Here is a 24,965-nt window from a genome sequence, read left to right on the forward strand (position 1 = left end):
ATAATATGCTCATATGTAGAATTTGTCAACCATTCATTAGAGAATAGTATTTATTAAAATAAGCCCACTTGAATTAACAGTTAGGGCTTATTTTTTATTTTGAGTAAAATTCTATTACAGCAACCTCATTTACCTTTATAGGTATTTCATCTATATTAGGCAGTCTTAATAATTTTCCAGAGAATTCGTCGGGATTTTTTTCTATATAGGGTACATTAAAAGTTGAAAGATTCATAAAGTTGTTTGAGAACATTTCATTTTGTCTGTGTTTTTCTTTTAATGATACTACATCTCCAACTTGCACTTCATAAGAAGGAATGTCGAGTTTTTTTCCATTAACTAATATAAGACCATGACTTACCATTTGCCTTGCTTGACGTATAGAATTAGCAAAACCTATCCTGTAAACTACATTATCTAATCTACATTCTAAAATTTTTAATAAAGAGCTTCCGCTTGCTTCTTTATTTTTCATCGCAGCTTTAACATATCTGCTAAATTGTTTTTCGAGAACACCGTAGTATGCCTTCAATTTTTGTTTTTCTATTAAATGCATTCCATAATCAGAAATCTTCTTCTTTCTTGTGTTTGTAGTTTCAAATCTTTTCATAGCCTTAGGATGACCATATATATTTACTCCTAGACGCCTGGATAATTTGAATCTTGGTTCACGCATAGTTGCCATTGTGTAATAGCCTCCTTAAATTTTAAAAAATAATATTAAATATAGTATGAGCTTAAAGTTATTTTTTATTTATAGTTACTTAACTTTTAAGATTTTTAAGTGAAATTGGTATTGCTCGTATGAAAAACATACTAATGAAACAATATGCTTAATTTGTTTCTTTATAAAATATAGAAAAATTACTTATTTAATGGAATTAAGTTAAATTTATTATGGTATAATGTTTACGTATGTTGAAAAATGTAATGTAACGTTTTACTTTTTCTTCTAAGTATATTTGGAGGTAATTTCATGGTTGTAGAACCTATAAGAGACAAAAAGAAAATTAAACAAATTTATTATTATTTAAATGGTAAGGATATTAAATATGGAGTGCTATTTAAATTTGGATTAAATACAGGGCTCAGAATAAGTGATATACTGCCTGTGAAGGTTAAGGATATTTTTAACCCAAACTACGAATATAAATACTATTTTACATTAAAAGAAAAGAAGACTGGTAAGGTTAAAAAGATTAAGTTAAATCCGGCAATAAAAAAAACTTTACTAGGGTTTGTAAAAAAGAAGCAGATGAGCATGGACTCGTATTTATTTTACAGTAGAAAAGGAGGACATTTAGAAAGGGTACAAGCCTACAGGATATTAAAGGAAGCGGCAATTATTTGTGGGGTTGAGAACTTTGGAACGCACAGTTTACGTAAGACCTGGGGATATTGGACGTATAAAGCTTCAAAATATAATATAGGCTTAATTATGGATACGTTTAATCACAGTTCTCAAGCAATTACACTTAGGTATATAGGAATAAACCAAGAACAAAAGGACAATCTTTATTCTTTGGTACAGTTTTAAAGTGAAAACACTTATACATGTGCTAAAATTATTTAATAGCGTATGTATAAGTGTTTTTTTAATTATTTATAGTATGGTTCCCAAATTTCATTTTCAACAGCATTTTCAGCATCAACTATAGGTGCACGATTTAAATTTTCTTTAACGGCTTCTTTAACCACAGCAGTAGCTACAAGCTTTGAGGCTTCTCTAAGCTTTGATATTACAGGAAGCATAGGTGCACCTTTTACGGAAAGGTCTATTAAAGAAGAAACACCGTGAGCAGCAGCAGCAAGCATTCCATCAGAAACAGTCTTAGACTTAGAAACAACTATTCCAAGACCTAAACCAGGATAAAGAAGGGCATTGTTAGCCTGACCTATTGTATAGGTTACACCCTTGTATTCTACAGGAGAAGAAGGACTTCCAGTAACCACAAGAGCATTTCCATCGGACCATTTTATTATATCCTCAGCTTTTGCTTCAGCAAGCTTTGTTGGATTAGAAATTGGCATTATAGCTGGTCTTTCAGTGGATTTTGCCATGTTTTTAACAACAGCTTCAGTAAAGGCACCGTGAACTCCGGAGGTTCCAATTAGTACAGTAGGTTTAACTTCAGCAACTATCTCTGCAAGGTCTTTTAGAGGTTTTTTAAATTCACCTTTTTTTCTAGAATATTTTTTCTGTCCTTCAGTTAAATCCTGCATATCCTCAGTGATAAGGCCCTGACGATCTACAATATAAAAATCTTTTAAAGCCTCATCAAGAGTAAGACCGCTTCTAATTTTTTCTAAAAGTATTTGATCAGATACACCAATACCAGCAGTACCACCGCCAAATACAAGTATTTTGTGATTTTTAATAGGAGTATTAGTTACTTTTGCTACAGAGTTTAGAGCAGCTACCATCATAACGCCTGTACCCTGAATATCATCATTAAAGGTGCATATGTTATTTCTGTATTTTTCAAGTATAGTGCTTGCATTGCCGCGTCCAAAGTCTTCCCAGTGAAGAAGAACATCAGGGAAAAGTGAGGTGCAGGTTTTTACGAATTCATCAATGAAGGAGTAGTACTTTTCACCAGTAACTCTTTTGTGTTTATTGCCAACATAAAAAGGATCATTGAGAAGAGCTTCATTATTAGTACCTGCATCAATAACAATAGGAAGGACATTTCTAGGGTTAAGACCGGCAGCCACAGTGTATACAGCAAGTTTACCAATGGAAATATCCACACCTTGAATACCCCAATCACCTATGCCAAGAACACCTTCACCATCAGTAACAACAATAAGCTTAATATCGTCTAAATCATTGGAAACAGCTTCTATAGATTTTTTTATATTTTCGGGATGGTTTATAGATAAGAAGACAGCATCCTTAGGAGTATCGTAATTCTTAGAGTAATTAATTACGGCATCTCCAATAGTAGGGGTATAAACTATAGGAAGAAGTTCAACGATATGTTTTTTTACCACATAATAGAAAAGAATTCTATTTGTATCGTATATGTTCATTAAATAAAAATGCTTATCTAAAGCATCATCAATTGATTTAAGCTTTTCATAAACCACCTTTTCTTGCTCTTCAAGAGTCATTACAGCACAAGGAAGAAGACCGGTTAAATCGTATTTTTTCCTTTCTTCAAGAGTAAAAGCAGTACCTTTATTGAGGAAGGGATTTCTTAGTAATTCTAAACCTTTTAAATTATTCATCAAATTCATTTAGTGAGAAGAACACAGCTCACTAAAATTCACCTCTTTTCTTTTTTTTATAACATAGTTATATACATTTTAATATCTTTATATAATTATATACCAAATTATAGCTTATAAAAAACATAAAATAAGCTATAACCATTAAATATGTAGGCTATGTTTTAGAAAGATGTTGATATTGAACGTGTGTTCGCACTGCGGTATAATAATATTAAAGTTACTTGTTTAGGAGGTTGTCATTATGTCAAGTGTGAGTTCTATAATAAACGAAATTGAAACACTTAATATACATGAACAAGAGCAGTTACTTTCTTTTTTAGAAGATGTTCTTAATTCCTATGCAAGTGAAATTACAGAAGAAGTTAGAGAAAATAGGTTCTCAAAAGGTAAAGTTTACCTTCATTGTAAATTAGAAATGTTTTCAAGAAATGGAAAGCATGACGAAAAACAAAGGTATGTATGCAAAACTTGTAAAAAGACCTTTACTGATTTTACATACTCACCTATTTCAAGTAGCAAAAAGCCTTTAGATAAATGGCTTCAATATGCAAAATGTATGATTGTAGGGTATTCTATTAGAAAGTGTGCAAAGACAGTAAATATTAATATCGCAACATCATTCTTTTGGAGGCATAAGATATTAGAGGCTATCAGAACATTTATTGGTGTTGGTTCTGTTGATGGTGTTGTCGAAGCAGATGAAATCTTTTTAGAGAATCTTTTAAAGGTAATCATAAAAAGAGTACATCATTTGTAATGCCAAGAAAAGCTCGTAAACGTGGTGAAAAAGCTAAAAAGAGGGGTATATCTAACGAACAGGTATGTGTTGCTACCGCAATAGATAGAGCTGGTAATATTATTGCTGAACTTATTTGTAAAGGAAGAATGTCACACAAAGACTTAGAAAGGCTCTATAAAGAACGTATAGGGGATAAGTCTATTCTTTGCACAGATTCACATAAAAGTTATATACAATTTGCTAATGATTTAAGTTTAGAACACCAAAGAATAAAAAGAGGTCATTACAAAGAAGGTATATATCATATACAGCACATTCTACTGTTAAAATTAAAGATTATAAAACAAGGAAACCTATTTATGTATAAATTTCATTCATTTTACATATTTTTCGTGTTATAATTTACATGTAATTTAGCTATAATCAAATATATTTACAAAATGGTATATATATTTCTATGAAGACTAATTTATAATTCGGATTTTGAAGGGATTATATGGAAAAAGAAAATATGAAAGTTAAAACTTCAACTGAACAACATATTAAGATACCATGGCATTTATGGTTAATTGGATTGTTATTTGTTTTCATTTACGCTAATGGAGTTTATGACTATTTTATGATGTTAGGGCATAATGTTGACTATTATAATTCCAAGCACTATGGAGAAGCTGTAGTTGCATATTTTACAAATTATCCAATAGTGTTTTTGATTTTATATACAACGAATATTTTCTGTGGGTTGATTTGCCCAATTTTGCTTTTATTTCGTATCCAATGGGCAATGTGGATAGGATTTGCTTCTGCTGTTTCTATGTTCTTCTTAGAAGTTCTAACATTTGCATTTAGAAACCGTTGGGATGTTTTTGGTCCTTTTATATCTATTTTCGATATAACATTATTAATAATAACATGGGGGTTATTCTTCTATTGCAGAAAGTTAACAAAACGAGGTGTACTCAAATGATGTTGTACTTGATGTGAAAAAAGGCTAACTCATTGGCTCAAATTTCAATCTGTTTAATTGAAAACATAAAACAAATTATTATAAGTTGTTGTAAAAAATTTACTCATTATGCAAATTAGAGGATAGCTTAACCTATCCTCTAATTTTATATTAATTTTCAACATAATTTTAAAACATATCCAATATGTAAAATGAAATAATTATTATACAGTACAACTTTTTAAAATTGGTAATGTAGTAATACAAAGAATTTAATAATAACAGATTAATAACAAAGTACACTTATATAAAGGAATTTATGGTATTTAAAGTATATCATACAAGTTACAAGAGGAAACTTAAATTGCCAATTATAGAATATTTAACTTAAGATGTTTTATATAACTACGATATTTTAAACTAAAGGACAAATTAATAAGAGGTGGTAATGAATGTCAATAAAGAAAAAATTGTCAATTGTAATTATAGCTTTAGTAATATTTTCAACAGTAGCTGTGGGTGCTGCCATATGCATAAATGAAGTAAGTGCTATGGACAAGCAAAGCAAAGGAGAAATGCAATCAGTATCTAGCCAATGTATTGATAACATTAATGCTGTTGTAAATAAGGAACAATCAGTTAACAGCTTGGTTGCGTCCAGGAATTCAATAGTTCAATTATTAATTAAAAACCCGGATGGGCAAAGCTTGCCTGAAGTAACTGAAAACAACGAATGGCTTCAAAATTATGTGAAAAAAGCTGGAAATATATCACATACGTTTGTTCTTGATAGCAACCTTAAAGATATTTCTGATAGCAATGCTTCTTTTGTTGGAAAAAGCTATGCTGATAAGAAATACGCTAAAGATGCACTTAATGGAAAAGAAACTATAAGTGATACAACTATATCAAATACAACTCATAAACCTATAATAGTTTTTGCAAGTCCAGTAGTTAGTAATGGGAAGGTTATTGGAGTTGTGGCGTCATCTGTTGAGGGTGCTAGTTTTTCAAAGTTTTTAAAGAATGTTAAAACCTATAGTTCACCTTCAAGTTATGTTTATATGGTAGATGAAAAGAAGAACATATTATACAATAAGAAAACACAGGATATAGGAAAACCAATAGGAAATGGAAAAATGAAAGAAGTAATTAATGCATTAAGTGAAGGAAATGCAAAAACAAAGGACTTTGTCGAGTATACAGATAAAGGTCAATCAAAGGTTGTATATTACTACCAAATGCCTAATTTAAAATGGACATTAGTGCTTGTTTCATTTAAATCTGAAATTATGGTGGCTCCAAGAAATACAATACTTATGTCTGTTATTTTAAGTGCTATATTGGCTGTAATAGCCTGTGCTGTGGGGATAGTTCTTTCTAAGAGAATTGCAGATCCTATACTTGACATAGCAGGTCTTGCTGATGAAACTGCTAAACTTAATCTAGTAATTGATCATAAATATGATAAATATAAAAACTTTAAGGATGAGGTAGGAATAATATTTAATTCTGTAGCTGATATAAGGGAAACATTTAGAAAACTTGCAGGACAACTTAATTCTGTTTCTGAAAACATAAATGGAAATGCAGATAAGGTTTTTGATTTAACAAAAGAGCTTAAATCTTATGCTGATGAAACCTCTGGTGAAACAGAAAATCTTTCTGCAGGAATGGAAGAAAATTCAGCTACTGTGGAAGAGGTTTCTGCTTCCACTAATGAAGTAAATAGTTCTATTTCTAATATAGCAGAAAAAGCAGAAAATGCGTCAGAGTTAACTTATAATACAAATAAAATGTCTTCAATGATAAAACAAGACGTTGTAAACTCAAAAAGGTCTGCTAATGAGATATATGCTAATGTTAAGGTTGGACTTGAAAGTGCTATTAAAAAATCAGAAGTTGTAAAGGAAATAGATAATTTAGCTAGTGCTATTCTTCAAATAACAGAGCAAACTAATTTACTTGCATTGAATGCAGCAATAGAAGCTGCAAGAGCCGGAGAAGCAGGAAAAGGATTTGCAGTAGTGGCAGAAGAAGTTAGAACTTTGGCAGAGCAGTCAAGTGATATGGCTAGTAAGATTCAGAGTGTTGTTGAAACAGTAAACTTGTCCGTTAAAGAGTTAAATGATCAATCTGTTAAACTTTTAAAATTTGTGGATGAAAATGTATATAAGGATTATGATAAATTCATAAATTCTGCTGAAACATACAGTGCTGATGCAGAAAAAGTTAATGGATTAATGAGCGAATTTAGTACTACTTCAAAACAATTAAATTCATCTATTGACGGAATTTCTAAGGCTATATCTGAAATTGCTATAGTTGTTAACAATGGAGCTATAGGTGTTGGAAATATAGCTGAAAAGTCCTTGAATATTGTGGAAAAAGTTAAATTTATTGAAGAGAGCGTAGAAAATAATAAAAACAGTGCTAATGAACTCAGTAATATAATTAGTAGATTCAAAGTTTAATTAGAAAAAGAGGGGTTGTAGAATTTTATGATAAATCAAAATGTGTCACCAGAAAAATTAGCAGAGGCGTTTTCAATAGTAATGCCTTACTTAGAGGTGTTTTTCGATAAAGAGTTAGCAGTAGCTGTTGCAGATAAGGAAAAATATATAGATGTTTTTTGTACTGATAAAATGCCAATAAGAACAAATGCTAATGAAAGTATTCCCAAAGGAGGAGCGGTTTACGATTCTCTGAATTCAGGTGAGAATATTATAAAAAAGGTACCTAAAGAGGTTTACGGAATTTATTTTAAATCTTATGCTATTCCTATAAAAGATGAAAGTGGAGAAGTTAAAGGTATAGTTGTAGGAGGGAAGAGCCTGGAAAAAAGCATTAAATTATATGATTTATCTAAAAATATTGCTGAAGGGATGAGTCAAATAGCTTCTGTAATTGAAAATTTAACTTTGGGTGTTCAAGAATTAGTGAGATTAAATGAGAACACCAATAATATTGTAAATTCAGCAATAGAGACTACAAGAAATACAGATGACATATTAGGATTTGTACAAAGTATATCTAAGCAAACAAACTTATTAGGTATTAATGCTGCTATAGAATCTGCAAGAGCAGGTGAAATTGGTAAGGGATTTAGTGTGGTGGCTCAGGAGATAAGAAAATTATCTAATTCAAGTAGTGAGTCAATAGGAAAGGTAGATTCTGTGCTTAAGGAAATAACTAAAGCCATTAATAATATTTACGATGATACAAAAAACACTAGGGGAGCATTTGATGAACAGGTATCAGCTTTTGAACAGGTTAATGCATCAATTCAGGAATTGAATTCTACATCTCAGATACTTAGAGATTTAGCTGAAAATTTATAATAAAGTCCTTATTAAAAGAGACAATGGTCTAATAATAGTATTGTCTCTTTTAAATTTGACTTAATAGAGGAAATGTTATAAAATCTTATTAAATGATATTGATAATCATAATCATTTAATAAGGAGGAGAGTTTAATGAGTGTTTTGCTTATAGGTGGAGATAAATTAGGAAATATAAAGGATAAATTAAAGGAAAACGGATTTAGTAAAATAGAACATGTTACTGGAAGAAAATCAGGCAATAAAAAAATAAAGATAAATTCAAATTTAGATTTAGTTCTAGTATTGGTGGATTTTGTAGGTCATAACTTGGTAGATATAATAAAAAGAGAATCTAAAAAATCAGGAGTTGCAGTGAAATTTTCAAGACGGTCATGGGTATATATGGAGGATCAGCTCCAAGGATATATACAAGAGATAGTGGATAATAAAAATAAAATGGCTTAAAATAATATACGTATAAAAATTTTTAAGAACAAGGAGCAATTTAAATGAGATATGTTTTAGTCTGTATTATAAATGGAGAGGCAGCTAAGCTTAATAATAGGCTTGCTTCTGAACTTAAGCATGAGTTTAATGCTAGACGTTCTAAATTGCCGCCCCATTTTACCATAAAGGCACCCTTTGAAACTGATGAAAAAAACATAGATGATATGAAAAACATTTTAAAGAAATTTGAAAGTAGTTTTAATGCCTACAATATGGATATAAGTGGATTTTCGAGTTTTAGAAAAGATGTAATTTATATGCCTATTAATTTATCAAAGGAGGCAAAAGAAGTTCACGACAAGTTAATTGATGAACTTAAAGGACTAAAGTGGCTTGAGTGGAAAAATAACGAGGGAAAAAACAAGGTTTTCCATTGCACTGTTGTGAGTAAGAGAGTTAGAGAAAACTTTGATGAAATGTTAAGGTATGTCAATGATTATGAATGCAATTTTAAATCTGATTTTGACAACATAACATTATACAAATGGGACACAAACACTTGGGTATTAGAGGAAAGTTATAAATTGCAAAAATAGATTAATTAAATCTGGAGAATTATCTCTGGATTTAATTAATCTTTTTTTATTGTATCTGTATTTTTGGGGACCGACCTTTTAAGAATTAAATGGTACAAATTAGTTTTCTATGTGATATAATTTATTATAATAAATATATTTATACAAAAGAGGGGGATTAATTATGGCACTTATAATGAATAGTAAAAAAAAGATAGCCTTAGTTGCACATGACAATAGAAAAAAAGCTTTGATTAGCTGGTGTGAGGCAAATTCGGAAGTTTTAAGTAATCACAGCCTTTGTGGTACAGGCACTACTGCAAAGCTTATAAAAGAGGCAACAGGACTTGAGGTTTTTCCATATAAAAGCGGACCTATGGGGGGAGATCAACAAATAGGAGCTGCTATAGTAAATGAAGATATAGATTTTATGATTTTTTTCTGGGATCCACTTACAGCTCAGCCACATGATCCTGATGTAAAGGCACTTCTTAGGATTTCTGTACTTTATGATATTCCAATAGCAATGAATGAATCTACAGCAGAGTTTTTAATTAAGTCACCTATTATGAAGGAGCAGCATGAAAGGCACATCATAGATTATTACCAAAAAATTAGAAAAGACAATTTTTAAAACATTAGGTTAAAGTTATTGTTTTTAAAGTTTTGGGAGAGTGAGTATATTGAAAAGAATAAGGAATATCTCTGTAGTAGGGATGGGTGCTGTTGGTTGTGCATATGGTAGAAAGTTATATAAATTAAATCCTAACAATTTCAAAATTATAGCAGATGACAAGAGGAAAGAGAAACTCACTAAAAATGGTTTCCTTATAAATGGAGAAAAATATGATTTTAAGTGCGTATCGCCTAATGAAAACTTAGGAAAAGATGATTTAATTATAATAGCTGTAAAATATAATCAATTAGAAGAAGCTATAGAGGAAATACGAAATTATGTAGGTGAAAATACTATAATACTTTCCTTTTTAAACGGTATTAAAAGCGAGGAAGAAATAGGCAAAGTTTATGGTATGGATAAAATACTATATTCCTATTGTGTGCTTGAGTCAACTAGAAAAGGAAGCGAAGTTTATGTATCAGATGGGTATAAAATAGTATTTGGGCAGAAGGAAAGTGATAATAAGTATGAAAAAATCAAGGCTGTTAGAGAATTATTTGATGATGCTGAAATAGATTATGAAATTCCTGTTGATATAATTCATTCAATGTGGTCTAAGTTCATGTTTAATGTTGGGATAAATCCTGTTTCTGCAATACTTAAAGCAAATTATGGAATGCTTCAAAAGAACAAATATGCAAGAGAGACCATGGTTTCAGCTATGATGGAAGTGATTAATATATCACAAAAAGCAAGTGTTAATCTAAAAATTGAAGAAATTAATCATTGGTTAGCTGTTTTGGATGAATGTGAACTGCACGGTAAAACCTCTATGTGTCAAGATATACTGATGGGCAGAAAAACAGAGATAGACATGCTGTCAGGTGAAGTTTGTGCTTTGGGAGAAAAATACGGAGTTGATACTCCTGTTAATAGAACTCTATTTAATATGGTAAAATCTATTGAATAGACTAAATATAAAGCCAACTTAAGGTTGGCTTTATATTTATCAGCTTAAATTTATTAAATTTGCAGTGGGAATATATCTTTCTATTATTTCTTTAGATAAATTCACCCAGCTTTTGCATCTATCAAGTATTATAGAATCAGAAGTTACAACATTTTCAAGTTCAAATAGAACCGCATCAGCATTTGGAACCAAATCTACATTTACATTAATTTTTTCTTCTTTAAAATGGTTTGAAATTCTTTCCTTTAGTCTTCCAGAATTTGATACTGGAGAATCCAAAAGAAAATTAACTTCTGATATTTCAAAGTCTTTATAGGTTTTTACTACAGCATTTATTGCTTTATCTGTTTTATCTATGAGTTTGTAGCTTCCTTGTATTCCTGCTATATCACGTATGACAGAATCATTACCAATTACTAAAACGCCACCTGAAAATGCAACTTCTAGGGTTATTATTAAGTTGAATCCGTCAACATATAGCTTTTGATACTTTAAATTTGAAATGCAAAGCGATTTTGATTTTCTTAAGTTAGTATAGTATTCGGAAGAAGTTGAACGTCTAAGTGCCTGTCTTTGACGAAGTGAAAACTGATAGTGATTTCCAATTAAATTTATAGATGAATTCATATTATAACCTCTATTTAGAAGCCAAAATAGTTCCTCATGTGCCTTTTTTAATCGTGAAATTTCTTCTATAGAAAAGAATCTTTTATCAAGAGGATCTACACCTCTGTTTCCAATTCTTAAGCTTTCTTTATTATTAAAATTCAAAAAAATACCTCCAGATAATTTATTCAGTATCTTCATTTTCTAGTTCTATAATAGTCATGATGCTGTAATTTGCAAGGTCCATAAGAGTATCGATTATGCTTTCGTCCTTAACTTCAGCTTTGTTTTTTATTAGTTGTTTGTATCGGCTTAATTTGTCATCTAGTCTTATAGAAGGCATTACCAAACCATATTCCTTAAAACCTATTCCAAAACTGTCGCCGTAATCTTTATTTTTTGCTGCATATAATTCATTTAACCTCTTACATATTTCTTTGTGTTTATCAGTCTTATTCATTGAAATTAACCTCCTTTTTTTATAGAATTTGCAAAAAGGATACAAAGTTATTCATTGATATTATACAATATTATTGAAAGATATTAAGTAAATTGAGTGAGGTTATCATTTAATTTGTTTTTTGTAATTACAGGTATATAATAATTTAGTATAGCCAATTTATTAATTATGCTATAAGGAGATGATTTTGTGGAAAATAATAATTGTCCATTTTGCAGCAGTAATAATTTTGATATAATATGTGAAAATAAATTAGCCTTTGCAATATTAGATAAAAATCCAGTAAATGAAGGGCATACTTTGATAATTACTAAAAGGCATTTTCCATTCTTTTTTGAAGCATCAGGTGAAGAGGTAATGGCAATGTATAGTCTTTTGCATGAGGCAAAGGGGATACTGGACATTCAATATGAGCCTTCAGGATATAACATAGGTGTAAATGTAGGGTATTATGCAGGCCAGACAGTAAAACATATGCATATACATCTCATACCTAGGTATAAAGGAGATGTTGATGATCCTAAAGGTGGAATTACAAATTTTAAAAGAAATATATAAAAAGTAAAGCTTTGTCTCAATTTTATCTTGAGACAAAGCTTTTAAGATTTTTTCTTGAATTCGGTTCCGCACTTTTTGCAGGTTACAACTATTTTTCCCTGTTTTCTAGGTACTCTAAGTTTCTGAGAGCAGTTTGGGCATTTAAAGGTTTTGTAATTCCTAAAAGAATATAGATTTTGCTTTAACCTGTAGATTCTTTGACGGAATATTAAAGAGAAATCCTCAAAGGCTTGAAGTTCACGATATCTTTTGTACTTGTTTTTGGAAATACTTCTAAAAGTAGCTGCTGCAATTAGCATTAGTCCAAATAAACTACTGTATTTGCTTAACATTAAAAGTAAACCAATAATGGATAGATAAGTTGATAATTTATCCCATCCGTATGAATCTTTAAAATATCTTGTATACTTATTCAAGGTAATCCCCCCTTAAAAGTTTTTGTATATGGTTAAAAAAATGTATGAACTCTATATAGGTTTTAAATATATTTTTAACATATAAATACCCTTTATTCAATGAACTAGGTGTTAACATTTTATTAATAACTATTGGGGGGATATTTTCTTTAAGCTGTATGGGATTTTTTGAAAATATGAATTAAATATCCTAGTATAAGACCTATTAGTGCAGGCACAATCCAGCCAAGTCCTTTTGTGTAAAGAGGCAAAAGATTAAAGGTACTATTTATAGTACTAGATTTTATCAATGTTTGATTTAAAGAATCTAAAATACTAAAAATACCAGTGAAAGACATTCCTAAGATATAAACATATTTTGAACCTTTAAATAAATTACTTAGTAAAAACATTATCATAAGTATTATTGCCATAGGGTAAATTGCATTTAAAACTGGGACAGAAATAGAAAGTATTTTTGTTAAACCAATGTTTGCAAAAAGCATACTTAAGAAAGCGAAAATAAATACCCAGGTCTTATAGGATAATTTGTTTTTGGTTAAAGTTGTAAAATATTCACTGCAGGAGGTTATTAAGCCTGTAGCTGTATTAAGACATGCAAGTGAAAATATTACACCAAGTATTATTATTCCATAATGTCCAAATAAGTGAGATGCAGCACTTGTTAGAATTTCACCGCCATTTTGAGCATTTAAGGAAATAGTTCTGCTTGAGGCTCCCACATAAGAGAGCATAGCATAAATTATTATAAGCATAGCACCTACAATTAGACCTGCTTTAATTGAGTAAGATATTATAGATTTTTCACTTTTAACTCCCATAGATTTTAAAGTGGATGAAATTACAATTCCAAAGTTTAAAGCAGCGATTACGTCCATTGTTAGATAGCCATCTGAAAAGCCCTTAAAAAATGGAAAGGACGAATAGTCTCCCTTTGGAGTTCCAAAAGCGCCTATAGGAGTTATAAGGCTTTTTATAAATACTATAAAAATTAGTACTAGCAATATAGGGGTTAGTACTTTTCCTAAACGATTTACAAGTTTGGAAGGTGTTAAACTAAGCCAAAATGCAATTGAAAAATATATTAAGGTGTATATTAAAAGTGGTATTGGACTTGAAGCAAGGCTTTTTGGTAAGAATGGTGATACGCCCATTGTAAAAGCAAGGCTTCCTGTCCTTGGAATTCCTAAAAAAGGTCCTATTGATAAATAAATTAATGCAGTAAATATTAGTGCAAAGGTTGGATTTACATGTGCTGCAAGGTTAAACAAGCCCTTAGATTTAGATACAATTATTACAGCTAAAATAGGTAGTCCAACAGCGGTGATAATAAATCCGCTAAAAGCTATCCATACATATTTTCCAGATAGTTGTCCTAAAAATGGTGGAAATATTAGGTTTCCAGCGCCAAAGAACATTGAGAAAAGAAGTAGACCTACAAAAAATGTGTTTTTCTTAGATAATTCTTTCATTGTTATTATGCCTCCCAAAATTGTAATTTTAAAATTTATATAATAAAAAAACCCGTCCCAATAAAGGGACGAGTTATACTCGCGTTACCACCCTGATTCCATAAATAATTAATTTATGGCAGCTCAAAACACGTACGCTATTGATACGCTTTCTTTTTAACGGTGGAAATCCGGTAAAACTTACTTAAATTATAAGTTTCAGTTTCACTTCTCAAGAAGGATTTTCGGATATATTCTGAACACTAACTTTCACCAAGCGTTAGCTCTCTTATGGTATTTACTTTAGAGTAAATATTTAGAACAGATATATAGCTTACTCTTTTCTTTCATAGAATTTATATATCTTATACCATAAAGTTTTTTAAATGTAAATAATTTATGAATATCATAATATTAATGATAAAGCATAAATACAATCAAAATAATTAAAAAATCAATAAATAGTAATTAAAATACCTATAAATAACGCTAAATATTAATAAAGAAGTAATAATACAATATTACAAACTTAAAAGCCTTATGAATGTGTAGGGAATTTTAAAACATAGAAATGATATTAAGCAAATTGAAGAAATTAATAGATTTCTTAAGGATACATGATGAAAATTTACTATTTACTATAAAATTAGAAGGAGATTACATTACAAAATACTGATTTTGTTGTATGATGTTTTGAGATGTATTTTTTGTTAGGATGATGTTTATGGCTTTAGTAAGAAAAGATGTAGTTAAACTTGCAGCTCCAATTTTTGTTGAACAGTTATTTGTAACTCTTATGGGAATGATAAATACTATGATGGCTGGACACATAGGTAAAGAAGCTGTTTCAGCTATAGGTATGATTGACTCAATAAACAATATATTTATAGCTTTTTTTTCAGCGCTTGCGGTAGGGGGCACAGTGGTTGTAGCTCAATATATTGGACAAAACAATATAAAGAAAGCAAATGAGAGCACCAAGCAGGCACTTTATTCTACTATTATAATAGCTTTTGTTATAACTATTATAATGGCTATACTCAAAGGACCTCTTTTGGGATTTTTGTTTGGAAGTGCTGAAAAAGAAGTTATATTAGATGCAAACAGTTATTTTGGTATAACGCTTCTTACTTATCCTCTTATAACTATAGATTTAGTATCTAATGGGATATTAAGAGGTGCAGGAGATACCAAAACTCCTATGAAAATTTCCATACTTATGAATGTATTAAATGTGGCATTTACAGCATTATTTATATGGGGAATAAAAATCAATGGCACTGTTGTAGTGAAAAGTCTAGGAATTACAGGTGCTGCTCTTGGTATTGCCACAGCCAGAACAATAGGCGGTATAATTATACTTATAGTTATGGTTAGAGGATCTAGAATAGTTCAGCTTAAAAAACTAACGGAATTTAAATTTGATATGACACTTCTTAAGCCAATATTTGGAATAGGAGTACCAGCCAGTGTAGAATCACTATTATTCAATGGTGGGAAACTTATTATGCAGATTTTTATAGTTGGAATGGGAACGGTAGCTATGGCTTCTAACACTATTGTAAATTCAATATCAAATTTCTTGAATATACCTGGAAACTCTCTTGTCATTGCAGCCACGGCTTTAGTAGGACAACATATGGGAAGAGATGATGATAAAGGAGCAGAGAAGTGTCTTTCGTATATAACAAAGCTATCAACTGTTCTTTTAGCCATAGTTGGTATCTTATCTATTCTTTTTTCAAGACATTTACCTTCCCCTGTATACTGGAAATAATGATATTATAAAGTTGTCATCTAAAGTATTAATTGCCAATGCATTTGCCATGATTATATGGTCTTCGGCATTTACTTTACCAGCAGGGCTTAAGGGAGCTGGTGATGCTAAATATACCATGGTTACTTCAATAATAGGAATGTGGCTTTTTAGGATAGTTCTTGGAAACTTCCTTGGAAATACAATGAAGTTTGGACTTTTGGGAATTTTTCTTGGTATGTACACTGACTGGCTTGTAAGAGGAATTTTGTATATAATAAGATTTAGAAGCGGAAAGTGGAAGAATCATGTTGTAGTTAAAAGAGTGAAGACTTCAGTTAAAGCCTAATTAATCATGTCATATAAACTGATTTTAGAACACTGCTTTAAATATTTAAGGCAGTGTTCTAAAATTATATGAAATAAATATTTAAATTATTTTTAGAAGTGGAGGAAGTAAATGAAAGTATTTAAGAAATTTATTAAGTATTATAAACCGTATAAATTTTTATTTTTTACAGATATGATTTGTGCACTTATAGTTTGTTTGGTTGATTTATCCTTTCCAATAATTTTAAGTTATCTTTCTAAGAATTTTTTCATTAAGGATAGAGATACAGTATTAACAGGTATTATTTATATTGCAGTAGGACTAGCAATTATGTATGTGGCAAAATATTTTTGTCAGTATTTTATAGCTTCCTGGGGGCATATTATGGGAGCCAGGATGGAAACAGATATGAGACAGGATTTATTTTATCATCTTCAAATGCTTCCATTTTCATATTATGATGAAAACAATACGGGAGAAATGATGTCTAAACTTGTTTCTGATCTTTTTGATATATCAGAGCTTGCACATCATGGACCAGAAAATGTATTTATTTCAGCACTTAAGATATTAGGATCTTTTGTTATTCTAATGATGATTAACGTTAAGATGACTTTTATATTATTTGTTGTGACTTTAATTATGGTTATTTTCTCTATAAACAGAAATACAAAAATGCAAAAGATATTTTTTGACAATAGAAAGAAAATAGCTAATGTAAATTCTTCAGTCCAGGATAGTCTTGAGGGTATAAGAGTTGTAAAATCCTTTGCTAATGAGTCTGTTGAACAGAAAAAATTTGATGTGAGCAATAATAACTACTTAAAATCAAAGGTTAAATCCTATAAGGCAATGGGAGAATTTATTGCTGGAAGCTCACTTTTTCAGGGAATGCTTTATCTTTCAATTATAGTGTCAGGTGCTGTATTTATAAAGGACGGTACTTTAAAAATATCAGATTTGGCTATATACGCATTGTATATAAATATATTTATTAATCCTATTGATGTACTTATAAACTTTATGGAGCAATTTCAAAAGGGATATGCTGGATTTAAAAGATTTATAGAGGTCGTTGAAACTAAACCAAGTATATTAGATAAACCTGGAGCAGAGGAAATTAAAAATGTGAAGGGTAATATAAAATTTAAAGATGTATGCTTTAAGTATGATGACGCTCACGAGGTAATTCACAACCTTAATATAAATATAGACGCTGGTAAGACAGTTGCTCTTGTTGGACCATCAGGCGGAGGAAAGACTACAATATGTTCACTACTTCCTAGATTTTATGATGTTACCTCAGGTTCAATAACTATTGATGATAATGATATAAGGGACGTTACTCTTAATTCACTTAGAAATGCAATTGGTGTAGTACAACAGGATGTATATATCTTCTCAGGCACTATAAGGGACAACATAGCGTATGGAAGACCAGAAGCTTCAGAAGAAGAAGTTATTGAAGCTGCAAAAGGAGCCAATATTCATGATTATATAATGAGTCTTGAAGATGGTTATGATACATTTGTTGGAGAGAGGGGAGTTAAGCTCTCAGGAGGACAAAAACAAAGAATTTCTATAGCAAGGGTATTTCTTAAGAATCCTCCAATACTTATTTTGGATGAAGCAACTTCAGCTCTTGATAATGAAAGCGAGAAATATATACAAAAGTCATTAGAAAAACTTTCATCAGGAAGGACAAGTATTGTAATAGCCCACAGATTAAGTACCATAAGAAATGCAGATGAAATAATAGTTATAAAAGATAGAGGGATAAAGGAAAAAGGAAATCATGAAGAGCTTCTAAAAAAGGGAGGAGTCTATTCTTACTACTACAACATGCAGTTTGAGGGGCTTAATGCTTAAAAAACAATGATGTAATAATGAAAAAAACAGTGTGCTATAAATCTAACACACTGTTTTTTATATATGAACTATACGCTTATAGCTTTTAGTGATGCATAATTTAATACTCCTTTTAACTAATAAATCATTACTTATTTTCCAACTATGATTATCTGGAGATGCATGTCTATTGTATACATAGTTGAATTTACTACAGGAGTATATTTTAATTCCTAAATTATTGCATTGAGATAATAAATCTATATCCTCTCCATTATTTAAACTATTAAACTTAACCTTATTAAAAATGCTTTTTTTCATCACAAAGGTAGCACCTGCTACACTTGTTGCATAGGTGTTTTCATTGCCCTGACACCACAGATTTAAAAGCGTTCTATCCTCAAAGTATATAAAATGAGTTGCCTTACCAATAATACTAGCATCAGTATAGTTAAATGCATTCATTGAATCTAAGATGTAATGGGAACCATAATAATCATCATCATCCATTTTAGCAATATAGTTGTAATTAGATTTACTTATCGCTAAATTTAAGCATTCTCCTAAGGAATAAGAAGAATCTACTTTAAAAAGCTTTAAGTTCTTTGTTTTTGAAAAATAATTCTTGTACAATGAGGTTTGAAGCTTTGTATCATTTAATATAATTATAAACTCTTTTTTGGGATACAAACATCTGCGAAAATTATCCATTATATTCTTTATATATTTTTGTTTGTTAGTTACTGTTATTATTGTGATTCCAGGTTTTTTTGCGGAATCATACATGTATCTCAAAGCTAGAACTTTTTCTTTTTCGTACAAAAAGTTATCAGTTACAATTTTAATCACCTTCCTATATTTTTACTATTGGAATGTAATTAGTGGTTTTATAAAAATGAAAATATTGTTTTTTTAGTGCTGTAGTTGGTATTTTCCAAGTATGCTCATTTAAGGACTTATGTCTCATATATACATAATTGAATGGGTCAATTGAGTAAATTTTTATACCATGACTTGAGCAATCATCTAAAAATCCTGCATCCTCACTCATGTTGACATCTCTAAATTTATAGGTTTTAAATAATTCTTTTTTTATAAGAAAAGTTCCACCAGCAATAAAGTTGGTATAATCATAGCTTTGACTATAATTGTTAATAGATAGGTCTCTTGTGTCTTCAAAATATGTGAAGTACTTACATTTACCTATTATTTTAGCATCCGTATAATTAAAGGCGTTAATTTCATCAGTTAAATAATTTGGGCCGTAGTAATCATCATCATCCATCTTAGCAATATAATTGTATTTTGATTGATTAACTCCAAAATTTAAACAATATCCTAAGGAATAGCATTCATTTAGCTGAAAAACCATCACGTTTGGAATCTTTTCTGCATAAGATTTGTAATAATCAATGTCTATATTATCTATATTAAAAATCAATATTAGCTCCTTATACCTGTAGTTTAATCTAGTATAATTTTTAATTGTATTACGAAAATATTTAGGCTTATTGGTGGAAGTTATTATTGATATGGGAGGTTTACTTCTATTGGAAAATGTATTTCTTAAATTGATGGTGTTTAGTTTTAATTTATCAATAGTCATTTAAAAATCACCTAATTTAATTTTATTATATAATATGAACTTAAAAAGCCTTGTGCTACATGTTACAAAAATAAAAAGACATCTACTGCACAAAAACTTTCTGCAGCAGATGTCTTTTTATTTATGAGAGTTTAATTTTAGTTGTTTTAGAACTATATTAGCTTGTGATTTAGTAAGGGTTCCGTCTTGAATCAGGGAATGCAGAGGGTTAGAAAATTTTTTTTCAAAATGATGATGGATTTTGTGTTTTTGACAATTTCGGCAATGGCAGTGTTTTTCATTTAAGACATCGAAAATTTTATCTGCCTGACTTTGATTTATGGTTTTATTTTCCACAAGTTCTTGAAGGGTATTTTTACATCTAAGCTTCATATTGTATTCAATTGATTTTTCCGGAACAGTAATTTGATGTGCAGCCAAGGAATTTTTTGTGAAAATTGTAGAAATAGAAAGTGATAAAGTTAAGGTTATTAAAAGCATTACAGTAGCTTTATGTAGTATATTTGTTTTCATTGTAAATACCTCCTTAATAAGCTTTATGTTATGTGTAGTATTTGATTTCTTAGCAAGAATATTCCATACAAAATAAAATTTCTTTGAAAAAGTGAAGTTTTTAAGTGAATAAAAATTTCTTTGGCAGTAAAACATACTATTGAGAGGAGTGATATAAGGTGGATTTATCAACTCAGGATATATTAAAAACTAAGCTTCTTGATGTTCAGGAAAATGTAAGAGATTTTCAAGAGTATGCAAAAAGAACAGATGACAGAGAGGTTATAGAAACATTTAGAAAATTTGCAAATGAAGCAGCTATGGAGGCAAAAGAACTGCAGCAATTGATAGATAAATACAGTCAAAAAGATAAATAGTTATAATTTTGAGTTTGGAGAGAAAAGAATCTCTCTATTTTTTTGGTGAAATTTAATCTTTATGTTGTAATTGCATATTTTATTATGAAGTTGTTGTAGAAGTTACATTAAAGATGATATATAATATAGCTAATAAGGAGGGATTTAATTGCCAATAGAGTTTAAAGATGACAAGAAAAATAAGCTATTAAAATACATAGGTGCTGCTGGAGTAGGAATCGTATCTATTTTGATGTTTTCTGCAATTAAAAAGGACAAGAGTCATAAGGAACATAAAGATATAAGAAAGAAGCTTAGTCTTAAGCAGTCCAAGAATAAGTTAAGAGAGTATTTGGATAAAACAGAAGCTTGAGACTTATAACTATAGAGTAAGAGGTGGTACAAGTTGTACATAAATATTTATACACTTTTTTTTGTGATACTAGGATTATTAGGAATAGTTGCTTTGGTTTTCTTAATTATACTATTAAAACGCACAGCCAGTTTAATATATAAGATAAATAAATTTTGGGATTCAAACAGCAAAAATATTTCAAGTACGGTAGAAGAAATGCCAAAAGTCTTAAAAAATGTGGGCGATATTACTGAAAATGTTAACTTGGTAAGCGAGGTTGCTACAGAAATGACAGCTTCAATTGTTGACAAAACAGATAGAATGTTAGATGGACTAAACATATTTAAAGAAATAATAAATGTGTTAAAAAAAATATTAAAAAAATAGATTTAAAAAGATAAGACTATTTGATTTAATAATCTTATCTTTTTTATATTCAATTATTAATTGGTTATGTTTAAGTAAAGAAAAAATACGATTGAGTTTGAAAAAAGAAGAATAAACGAATTAAGCGGTGAAAAAAATCACTTAAATGGTTACTTTTAATGTAAAAATATGATATAATATGTTGCATTAGTTAAGAAGTATTTTGTACATTAAAATTTTAATTAAATACATTAAAATTTTAATTAAAAAGTACCTTAATTATTAAGTATACAGAATCGCTGTATACTGTGTAATGTAAAATAATTGAGTACATATTCGATTATTTTCGTTTCCATCTTTCAATCTATGGTATTAGGATAAATTTATTATCCTACTTTTGGCGAAAGGTATGAGATTTCTCTACTTTTCGCATTTTTTTATATTGGTATATAGAATTTTGTATAATATATGTCATATATACAAAAACTTATAAAGGGTTACTAAAATGTTTTATGAGTTGGAGTGTGAAATAGTGGCAAATTATAATAAAAAGCTAGTGCCAGAAAAGGCGGAAAGATTAAATAGATTTAGGATGGAAACTGCAAATGATATTGGAGTTGATTTGAAAGCAGAATACGGTTCGGATTTGACATCAAAGGAAGCTGGTTCTGTTGGAGGAAAAATGATAGATAAAATTTTGCAGGGCTACGAGGATAAAATAGAATAGGATATAGGCAAACAGCTTATATCCTATTTTCATTATAAAATAAATTATTATAATTGATGTAAAGCATATAGTAAAGTGAATACCATAATGAAGAAATTTTAATAGCAGATTGTGGTATAATTAAAATATGGTTAGTGAAGATATTTATAAATTTATGCAAATATCCTAAAGCTAGAGTGTACATATTATAAATTGCATCGGGGGGGAAAATCAAAATGAAAGAATATAATTATATTTTTGGGCCTATACCTTCAAGAAGAATGGGAAATTCTTTAGGAATAAGTTCAATAGAAAAAAGAAGCTGTACATACTCATGCGTTTATTGTCAGCTTGGGAGAACTAAAAATTTAATGAAAGAGCCTAAGAAGTTTTTTAAAACTGAGGATATTTTGGAGGAATTTAAGGAGTACCTTAAGGAAGATGTAGATATAGATGTTGTAACAGTAGTTGGTGAAGGGGAACCAACTCTTAGCGATGATTTAGAAGAATTAATACTAGGGCTAAAAGCAATTACAGACAAGCCAGTTGCTGTTATAACAAATGGATCTATGCTGGTATATGAAAAGGTAAGAAAAGCTCTTAAAGCGGCAGATATAGTGCTTCCGTCTCTTGATGCAGGGGATGAAGAGACTTTTAGAAAAATAAATAGGCCAAATGCAAAGATAGATTTTAATAAAATCACAGAGGCACTTGTACAATTTTCTAAGGAATATAATGGTGAATTATGGATGGAAACTATGATAGTAAAGGGTTTTAATGATAAAACAGAGGAGCTTTATGCTATAAGAAAAATATTAGATAGAATAGATTATGATAGGTTATATATAAATACTCCTGTAAGGCCTCCTGCAGAGAGTTATGTTGAGGAACCATCTAAAGAAAAATTAGATGAGGTTATAAGAATACTAAGAGGAACTTCAATACAAATGCTTTCATCTGGAACATTTTTTAGTGAGATTACAGATGATTTTGAGGCCATTAAAAGTATAATATCGAGGCATCCTATGAATAAGTTTGAGGTAGAAAGTTTTCTTAACTCAAGAAAATGCCGTGATAAAGAAGAAGTTTTAAGGAAGCTTAAAAATCACGCTGATATAGATGTGGTAAGTTACAAAAACTACACTACATATAGACTTAAATAACGGAGGATTAATATGACAAGATCAGTAAAAAGAGTTGCTGCAATACATGATTTATCAGGATTTGGTAGAGCTTCTTTGACAGCCATAATTCCTATAATGTCCTATATGGGGATTCAGGTTTGTCCTATGCCAACGGCAGTTCTATCTACACATACTACTGATTTTCATGAGTATAGTTTTGTTGATTTAACGGACAGTATGCAGGATTTTATGAATCACTGGAAGAAGATTAATTTGGAATTTGACGCTATATATACAGGTTTTTTGGGTTCGCCAAGACAAGTTAAAATAATAAGTGATTTTGTAAAGGAATTTTCAAGTGATAGTACATTAGTTCTTATTGATCCTGTTATGGGTGATGAGGGAGAACTTTATCAAACTATGAATAGTGAAATTGTAAGAAGCATGAGAGAGCTTATAAAAAGTGCTGATATAATAACGCCAAATTTTACTGAAGCAGCATATTTACTAGATAAGGACTATAACCTAGAATTGAATGAAGAAACTATAAAAGAATGGATTTTAGAATTAGCTAATATGGGACCGGATATTGTTATTATGACAAGCGTACCAGAAAATAAAGATAAGAGTACTATAAGCGTTATAGCTTATGAAAAAAAGCTGAATAAGTTTTGGAAAATTACAAGTGAATATATACCTGTAAGTTACCCAGGTACAGGTGATAGTTTTGCAAGTGCTATACTTGGACGTATTTTAAAAGGGGATAACCTTCCTCAAGCTGTGGGAAGAGGAATGCAGTTTATTACTTCAGCTATAAAAGAAAGCTATGGATTTGATTATCCTACTCGTGAAGGGATTCTTATAGAAAAATCTCTTGAAGTACTAAATTTACCTTTTATGAATGGTAATTATAAATTAATTTAAGAGGAGGGAAGCTGGCAGGCGAAATATGACGTTTACCAGGGAGTGATTATGGATTCAAATGTTTCATGGATGATTAGAGAAAAAATAGAAAGAACTATAAAGAACCTTGAAAAGAATAATATTGAAGCATACAATGTAAAAAATTCTAAACAATTAATAGAACTTATAGACAAGCTTATACCTGAAGGTGAAACAGTTGCAGTTGGAGGTTCTATGACGCTGTTTGAAACAGGTATAATAGACCATATAAGAAGTAAGAATTATAATTTTTTAGATAGATACAAGGAAGGTTTAAGTAAAGAAGATATAAAAGATGTATTTAGAAAAAGCTTTTTTGCAGATAGCTATATAGTAAGTACTAATGCTTTAACAGAAAATGGAGAGCTTTATAATGTTGATGGAAATGGAAACAGAGTTGCAGCAATGCTTTTCGGTCCTGATAAGGTAATAGTTATTGCAGGGATAAACAAAATAGTAAAGGATGTGGATGAAGCAATAAAGAGAAATAAATTTGTGTCTGCTCCGATAAATGCAAAAAGGCTGAATAAAGCTACTCCATGTACAAAAGTTGGATATTGCATGGATTGTAAAAGTCAGGACAGAATTTGTAATGAGTATACTTTAATAAAAAGACAAGGAGTAAAGGGAAGAATTAAAGTAATTATAGTGGAAGAGGAGCTCGGTTACTAAGTAAATATTTTAAAGCGTAAGTTCCAATTGTGAATAGAAAAATGAGTGTAGTAAATATTATAAATAT

At 29.9% G+C, this 24,965-nt stretch carries 26 protein-coding genes, 2 pseudogenes and 1 other annotated feature; of the genes and pseudogenes, 19 read left to right on the plus strand and 9 right to left on the minus strand.

Annotation, left to right across the window (positions count from 1 at the left end):
• Window positions 1-94: 94 nt before the first annotated feature.
• The gene (rpsD, locus tag CA_RS08310; RefSeq protein WP_010964902.1) at window positions 95-685 is read right to left on the minus strand and encodes a 30S ribosomal protein S4; all 591 of its coding nucleotides are present in this window, start codon (window positions 683-685) and stop codon (window positions 95-97) included.
• 291 nt (window positions 686-976) lie between these two features.
• On the opposite strand from rpsD, the gene CA_RS08315 reads away from it, so the two are divergent.
• On the plus strand, window positions 977-1,537 hold the full coding sequence (locus CA_RS08315; protein ID WP_010964903.1) for a tyrosine-type recombinase/integrase: 561 nt from the start codon (window positions 977-979) through the stop codon (window positions 1,535-1,537).
• Window positions 1,538-1,599: 62 nt separating this feature from the next.
• Here the strand turns inward: CA_RS08315 and CA_RS08320 are convergent, their stop codons facing one another.
• Window positions 1,600-3,231 carry an NAD-dependent malic enzyme gene (locus tag CA_RS08320; RefSeq protein WP_010964904.1) on the minus strand — a complete coding sequence of 544 codons (1,632 nt, stop codon included), beginning with the start codon at window positions 3,229-3,231 and terminating at the stop codon, window positions 1,600-1,602.
• 244 nt (window positions 3,232-3,475) lie between these two features.
• Here CA_RS08320 and CA_RS20200 point away from each other — a divergent pair.
• The 8 genes and pseudogenes from CA_RS20200 to CA_RS08365 form a co-directional block, all read left to right on the plus strand.
• Window positions 3,476-4,332, plus strand: a pseudogene (locus CA_RS20200) (IS1595 family transposase); the annotation flags it as partial.
• 137 nt (window positions 4,333-4,469) lie between these two features.
• Entirely contained in the window at window positions 4,470-4,940 is a 471-nt protein-coding gene (locus tag CA_RS08335) for a hypothetical protein (protein WP_010964907.1), read from the plus strand.
• Window positions 4,941-5,371: 431 nt separating this feature from the next.
• Window positions 5,372-7,393, plus strand: coding sequence for a methyl-accepting chemotaxis protein (locus CA_RS08340; protein WP_010964908.1), 2,022 nt, complete (start codon window positions 5,372-5,374; stop codon window positions 7,391-7,393).
• Between the two features lie 27 nt (window positions 7,394-7,420).
• Entirely contained in the window at window positions 7,421-8,260 is an 840-nt protein-coding gene (locus tag CA_RS08345; protein ID WP_010964909.1) for a methyl-accepting chemotaxis protein, read from the plus strand.
• A gap of 135 nt (window positions 8,261-8,395) precedes the next feature.
• Window positions 8,396-8,707, plus strand: coding sequence for a DUF2325 domain-containing protein (locus CA_RS08350; protein WP_010964910.1), 312 nt, complete (start codon window positions 8,396-8,398; stop codon window positions 8,705-8,707).
• A 44-nt stretch (window positions 8,708-8,751) separates the two neighbouring features.
• Window positions 8,752-9,285, plus strand: coding sequence for a 2'-5' RNA ligase family protein (locus CA_RS08355; protein ID WP_010964911.1), 534 nt, complete (start codon window positions 8,752-8,754; stop codon window positions 9,283-9,285).
• Window positions 9,286-9,448: 163 nt separating this feature from the next.
• Window positions 9,449-9,898 (plus strand): methylglyoxal synthase, encoded by a 450-nt coding sequence (locus CA_RS08360; RefSeq protein WP_010964912.1) that lies wholly within the window; start codon window positions 9,449-9,451, stop codon window positions 9,896-9,898.
• A gap of 49 nt (window positions 9,899-9,947) precedes the next feature.
• Window positions 9,948-10,853: a 2-dehydropantoate 2-reductase gene (locus tag CA_RS08365; RefSeq protein WP_010964913.1), complete on the plus strand. Its 906-nt coding sequence runs from the start codon at window positions 9,948-9,950 to the stop codon at window positions 10,851-10,853.
• Window positions 10,854-10,892: 39 nt separating this feature from the next.
• Here the strand turns inward: CA_RS08365 and CA_RS08370 are convergent, their stop codons facing one another.
• Together CA_RS08370 and CA_RS08375 are read right to left on the minus strand one after the other, a co-directional pair.
• Window positions 10,893-11,624 (minus strand): DUF434 domain-containing protein, encoded by a 732-nt coding sequence (locus tag CA_RS08370; RefSeq protein ID WP_010964914.1) that lies wholly within the window; start codon window positions 11,622-11,624, stop codon window positions 10,893-10,895.
• Between the two features lie 19 nt (window positions 11,625-11,643).
• Window positions 11,644-11,919 carry a DUF1599 domain-containing protein gene (locus tag CA_RS08375; protein WP_010964915.1) on the minus strand — a complete coding sequence of 92 codons (276 nt, stop codon included), beginning with the start codon at window positions 11,917-11,919 and terminating at the stop codon, window positions 11,644-11,646.
• 189 nt (window positions 11,920-12,108) lie between these two features.
• Between CA_RS08375 and CA_RS08380 the strand changes: the two genes are divergently transcribed.
• A complete protein-coding gene (locus CA_RS08380; RefSeq protein ID WP_010964916.1) occupies window positions 12,109-12,477 on the plus strand; it encodes an HIT family protein in 369 nt (122 codons plus the stop codon).
• 41 nt (window positions 12,478-12,518) lie between these two features.
• Here CA_RS08380 and CA_RS08385 read toward each other — a convergent pair whose 3' ends face one another.
• Together CA_RS08385 and brnQ are read right to left on the minus strand one after the other, a co-directional pair.
• Window positions 12,519-12,893: a Zn-finger containing protein gene (locus tag CA_RS08385; protein ID WP_010964917.1), complete on the minus strand. Its 375-nt coding sequence runs from the start codon at window positions 12,891-12,893 to the stop codon at window positions 12,519-12,521.
• 149 nt (window positions 12,894-13,042) lie between these two features.
• Window positions 13,043-14,365 carry a branched-chain amino acid transport system II carrier protein gene (brnQ, locus tag CA_RS08390; RefSeq protein WP_010964918.1) on the minus strand — a complete coding sequence of 441 codons (1,323 nt, stop codon included), beginning with the start codon at window positions 14,363-14,365 and terminating at the stop codon, window positions 13,043-13,045.
• A gap of 61 nt (window positions 14,366-14,426) precedes the next feature.
• Window positions 14,427-14,704 (minus strand) — a binding site (T-box leader).
• A gap of 364 nt (window positions 14,705-15,068) precedes the next feature.
• Between brnQ and CA_RS08395 the strand changes: the two are divergent.
• Window positions 15,069-16,449, plus strand: a pseudogene (locus CA_RS08395) (MATE family efflux transporter).
• Between the two features lie 111 nt (window positions 16,450-16,560).
• Entirely contained in the window at window positions 16,561-18,300 is a 1,740-nt protein-coding gene (locus CA_RS08400; protein WP_010964921.1) for an ABC transporter ATP-binding protein, read from the plus strand.
• Window positions 18,301-18,357: 57 nt separating this feature from the next.
• Here the strand turns inward: CA_RS08400 and CA_RS08405 are convergent, their stop codons facing one another.
• The 3 genes from CA_RS08405 to CA_RS08415 form a co-directional block, all read right to left on the minus strand.
• On the minus strand, window positions 18,358-19,128 hold the full coding sequence (locus CA_RS08405) for a glycosyltransferase (protein ID WP_010964922.1): 771 nt from the start codon (window positions 19,126-19,128) through the stop codon (window positions 18,358-18,360).
• Window positions 19,129-19,132: 4 nt separating this feature from the next.
• Window positions 19,133-19,885: a glycosyltransferase gene (locus CA_RS08410; RefSeq protein ID WP_010964923.1), complete on the minus strand. Its 753-nt coding sequence runs from the start codon at window positions 19,883-19,885 to the stop codon at window positions 19,133-19,135.
• A gap of 117 nt (window positions 19,886-20,002) precedes the next feature.
• Entirely contained in the window at window positions 20,003-20,398 is a 396-nt protein-coding gene (locus tag CA_RS08415) for a hypothetical protein (protein WP_010964924.1), read from the minus strand.
• A 158-nt stretch (window positions 20,399-20,556) separates the two neighbouring features.
• Here CA_RS08415 and CA_RS08420 point away from each other — a divergent pair, with 158 nt between their 5' ends.
• From CA_RS08420 to CA_RS08450, 7 genes are all read left to right on the plus strand, one after another.
• Window positions 20,557-20,754, plus strand: coding sequence for a hypothetical protein (locus CA_RS08420; RefSeq protein WP_010964925.1), 198 nt, complete (start codon window positions 20,557-20,559; stop codon window positions 20,752-20,754).
• 148 nt (window positions 20,755-20,902) lie between these two features.
• Entirely contained in the window at window positions 20,903-21,106 is a 204-nt protein-coding gene (locus CA_RS08425; protein WP_010964926.1) for a hypothetical protein, read from the plus strand.
• Between the two features lie 33 nt (window positions 21,107-21,139).
• Window positions 21,140-21,475, plus strand: coding sequence for a hypothetical protein (locus tag CA_RS08430; RefSeq protein ID WP_010964927.1), 336 nt, complete (start codon window positions 21,140-21,142; stop codon window positions 21,473-21,475).
• A 511-nt stretch (window positions 21,476-21,986) separates the two neighbouring features.
• Complete coding sequence (locus tag CA_RS08435; protein ID WP_010964928.1) at window positions 21,987-22,181, plus strand: alpha/beta-type small acid-soluble spore protein; 195 nt, start codon at window positions 21,987-21,989, stop codon at window positions 22,179-22,181.
• A 215-nt stretch (window positions 22,182-22,396) separates the two neighbouring features.
• Window positions 22,397-23,323: a radical SAM protein gene (locus tag CA_RS08440; RefSeq protein ID WP_010964929.1), complete on the plus strand. Its 927-nt coding sequence runs from the start codon at window positions 22,397-22,399 to the stop codon at window positions 23,321-23,323.
• 12 nt (window positions 23,324-23,335) lie between these two features.
• Entirely contained in the window at window positions 23,336-24,208 is an 873-nt protein-coding gene (locus CA_RS08445; RefSeq protein WP_010964930.1) for a pyridoxamine kinase, read from the plus strand.
• A gap of 48 nt (window positions 24,209-24,256) precedes the next feature.
• Window positions 24,257-24,898 carry a lactate utilization protein gene (locus tag CA_RS08450; RefSeq protein ID WP_010964931.1) on the plus strand — a complete coding sequence of 214 codons (642 nt, stop codon included), beginning with the start codon at window positions 24,257-24,259 and terminating at the stop codon, window positions 24,896-24,898.
• Window positions 24,899-24,965 lie beyond the last annotated feature (67 nt).

Origin of the sequence: Clostridium acetobutylicum ATCC 824 (genome assembly GCF_000008765.1) — a bacterium.
Lineage (GTDB): Bacteria > Bacillota > Clostridia > Clostridiales > Clostridiaceae > Clostridium_S > Clostridium_S acetobutylicum.

Bases quoted from the DNA above. Each gene is read 5' to 3' on its own strand.
- CA_RS08450 (WP_010964931.1), top strand. From the start codon at position 24,257: ATGGATTCAAATGTTTCATGGATGATTAGAGAAAAAATAGAAAGAACT.
- CA_RS08335 (WP_010964907.1), top strand. From the start codon at position 4,470: ATGGAAAAAGAAAATATGAAAGTTAAAACTTCAACTGAACAACATATT.
- CA_RS08445 (WP_010964930.1), top strand. From the start codon at position 23,336: ATGACAAGATCAGTAAAAAGAGTTGCTGCAATACATGATTTATCAGGA.
- CA_RS08440 (WP_010964929.1), top strand. From the start codon at position 22,397: ATGAAAGAATATAATTATATTTTTGGGCCTATACCTTCAAGAAGAATG.
- CA_RS08345 (WP_010964909.1), top strand. From the start codon at position 7,421: ATGATAAATCAAAATGTGTCACCAGAAAAATTAGCAGAGGCGTTTTCA.
- CA_RS08410 (WP_010964923.1), bottom strand. From the start codon at position 19,885: ATGACTATTGATAAATTAAAACTAAACACCATCAATTTAAGAAATACA.
- CA_RS08315 (WP_010964903.1), top strand. From the start codon at position 977: ATGGTTGTAGAACCTATAAGAGACAAAAAGAAAATTAAACAAATTTAT.
- CA_RS08400 (WP_010964921.1), top strand. From the start codon at position 16,561: ATGAAAGTATTTAAGAAATTTATTAAGTATTATAAACCGTATAAATTT.
- rpsD (WP_010964902.1), bottom strand. From the start codon at position 685: ATGGCAACTATGCGTGAACCAAGATTCAAATTATCCAGGCGTCTAGGA.
- CA_RS08360 (WP_010964912.1), top strand. From the start codon at position 9,449: ATGGCACTTATAATGAATAGTAAAAAAAAGATAGCCTTAGTTGCACAT.
- CA_RS08350 (WP_010964910.1), top strand. From the start codon at position 8,396: ATGAGTGTTTTGCTTATAGGTGGAGATAAATTAGGAAATATAAAGGAT.
- CA_RS08340 (WP_010964908.1), top strand. From the start codon at position 5,372: ATGTCAATAAAGAAAAAATTGTCAATTGTAATTATAGCTTTAGTAATA.
- CA_RS08320 (WP_010964904.1), bottom strand. From the start codon at position 3,231: ATGAATAATTTAAAAGGTTTAGAATTACTAAGAAATCCCTTCCTCAAT.
- CA_RS08415 (WP_010964924.1), bottom strand. From the start codon at position 20,398: ATGAAAACAAATATACTACATAAAGCTACTGTAATGCTTTTAATAACC.
- brnQ (WP_010964918.1), bottom strand. From the start codon at position 14,365: ATGAAAGAATTATCTAAGAAAAACACATTTTTTGTAGGTCTACTTCTT.
- CA_RS08355 (WP_010964911.1), top strand. From the start codon at position 8,752: ATGAGATATGTTTTAGTCTGTATTATAAATGGAGAGGCAGCTAAGCTT.
- CA_RS08375 (WP_010964915.1), bottom strand. From the start codon at position 11,919: ATGAATAAGACTGATAAACACAAAGAAATATGTAAGAGGTTAAATGAA.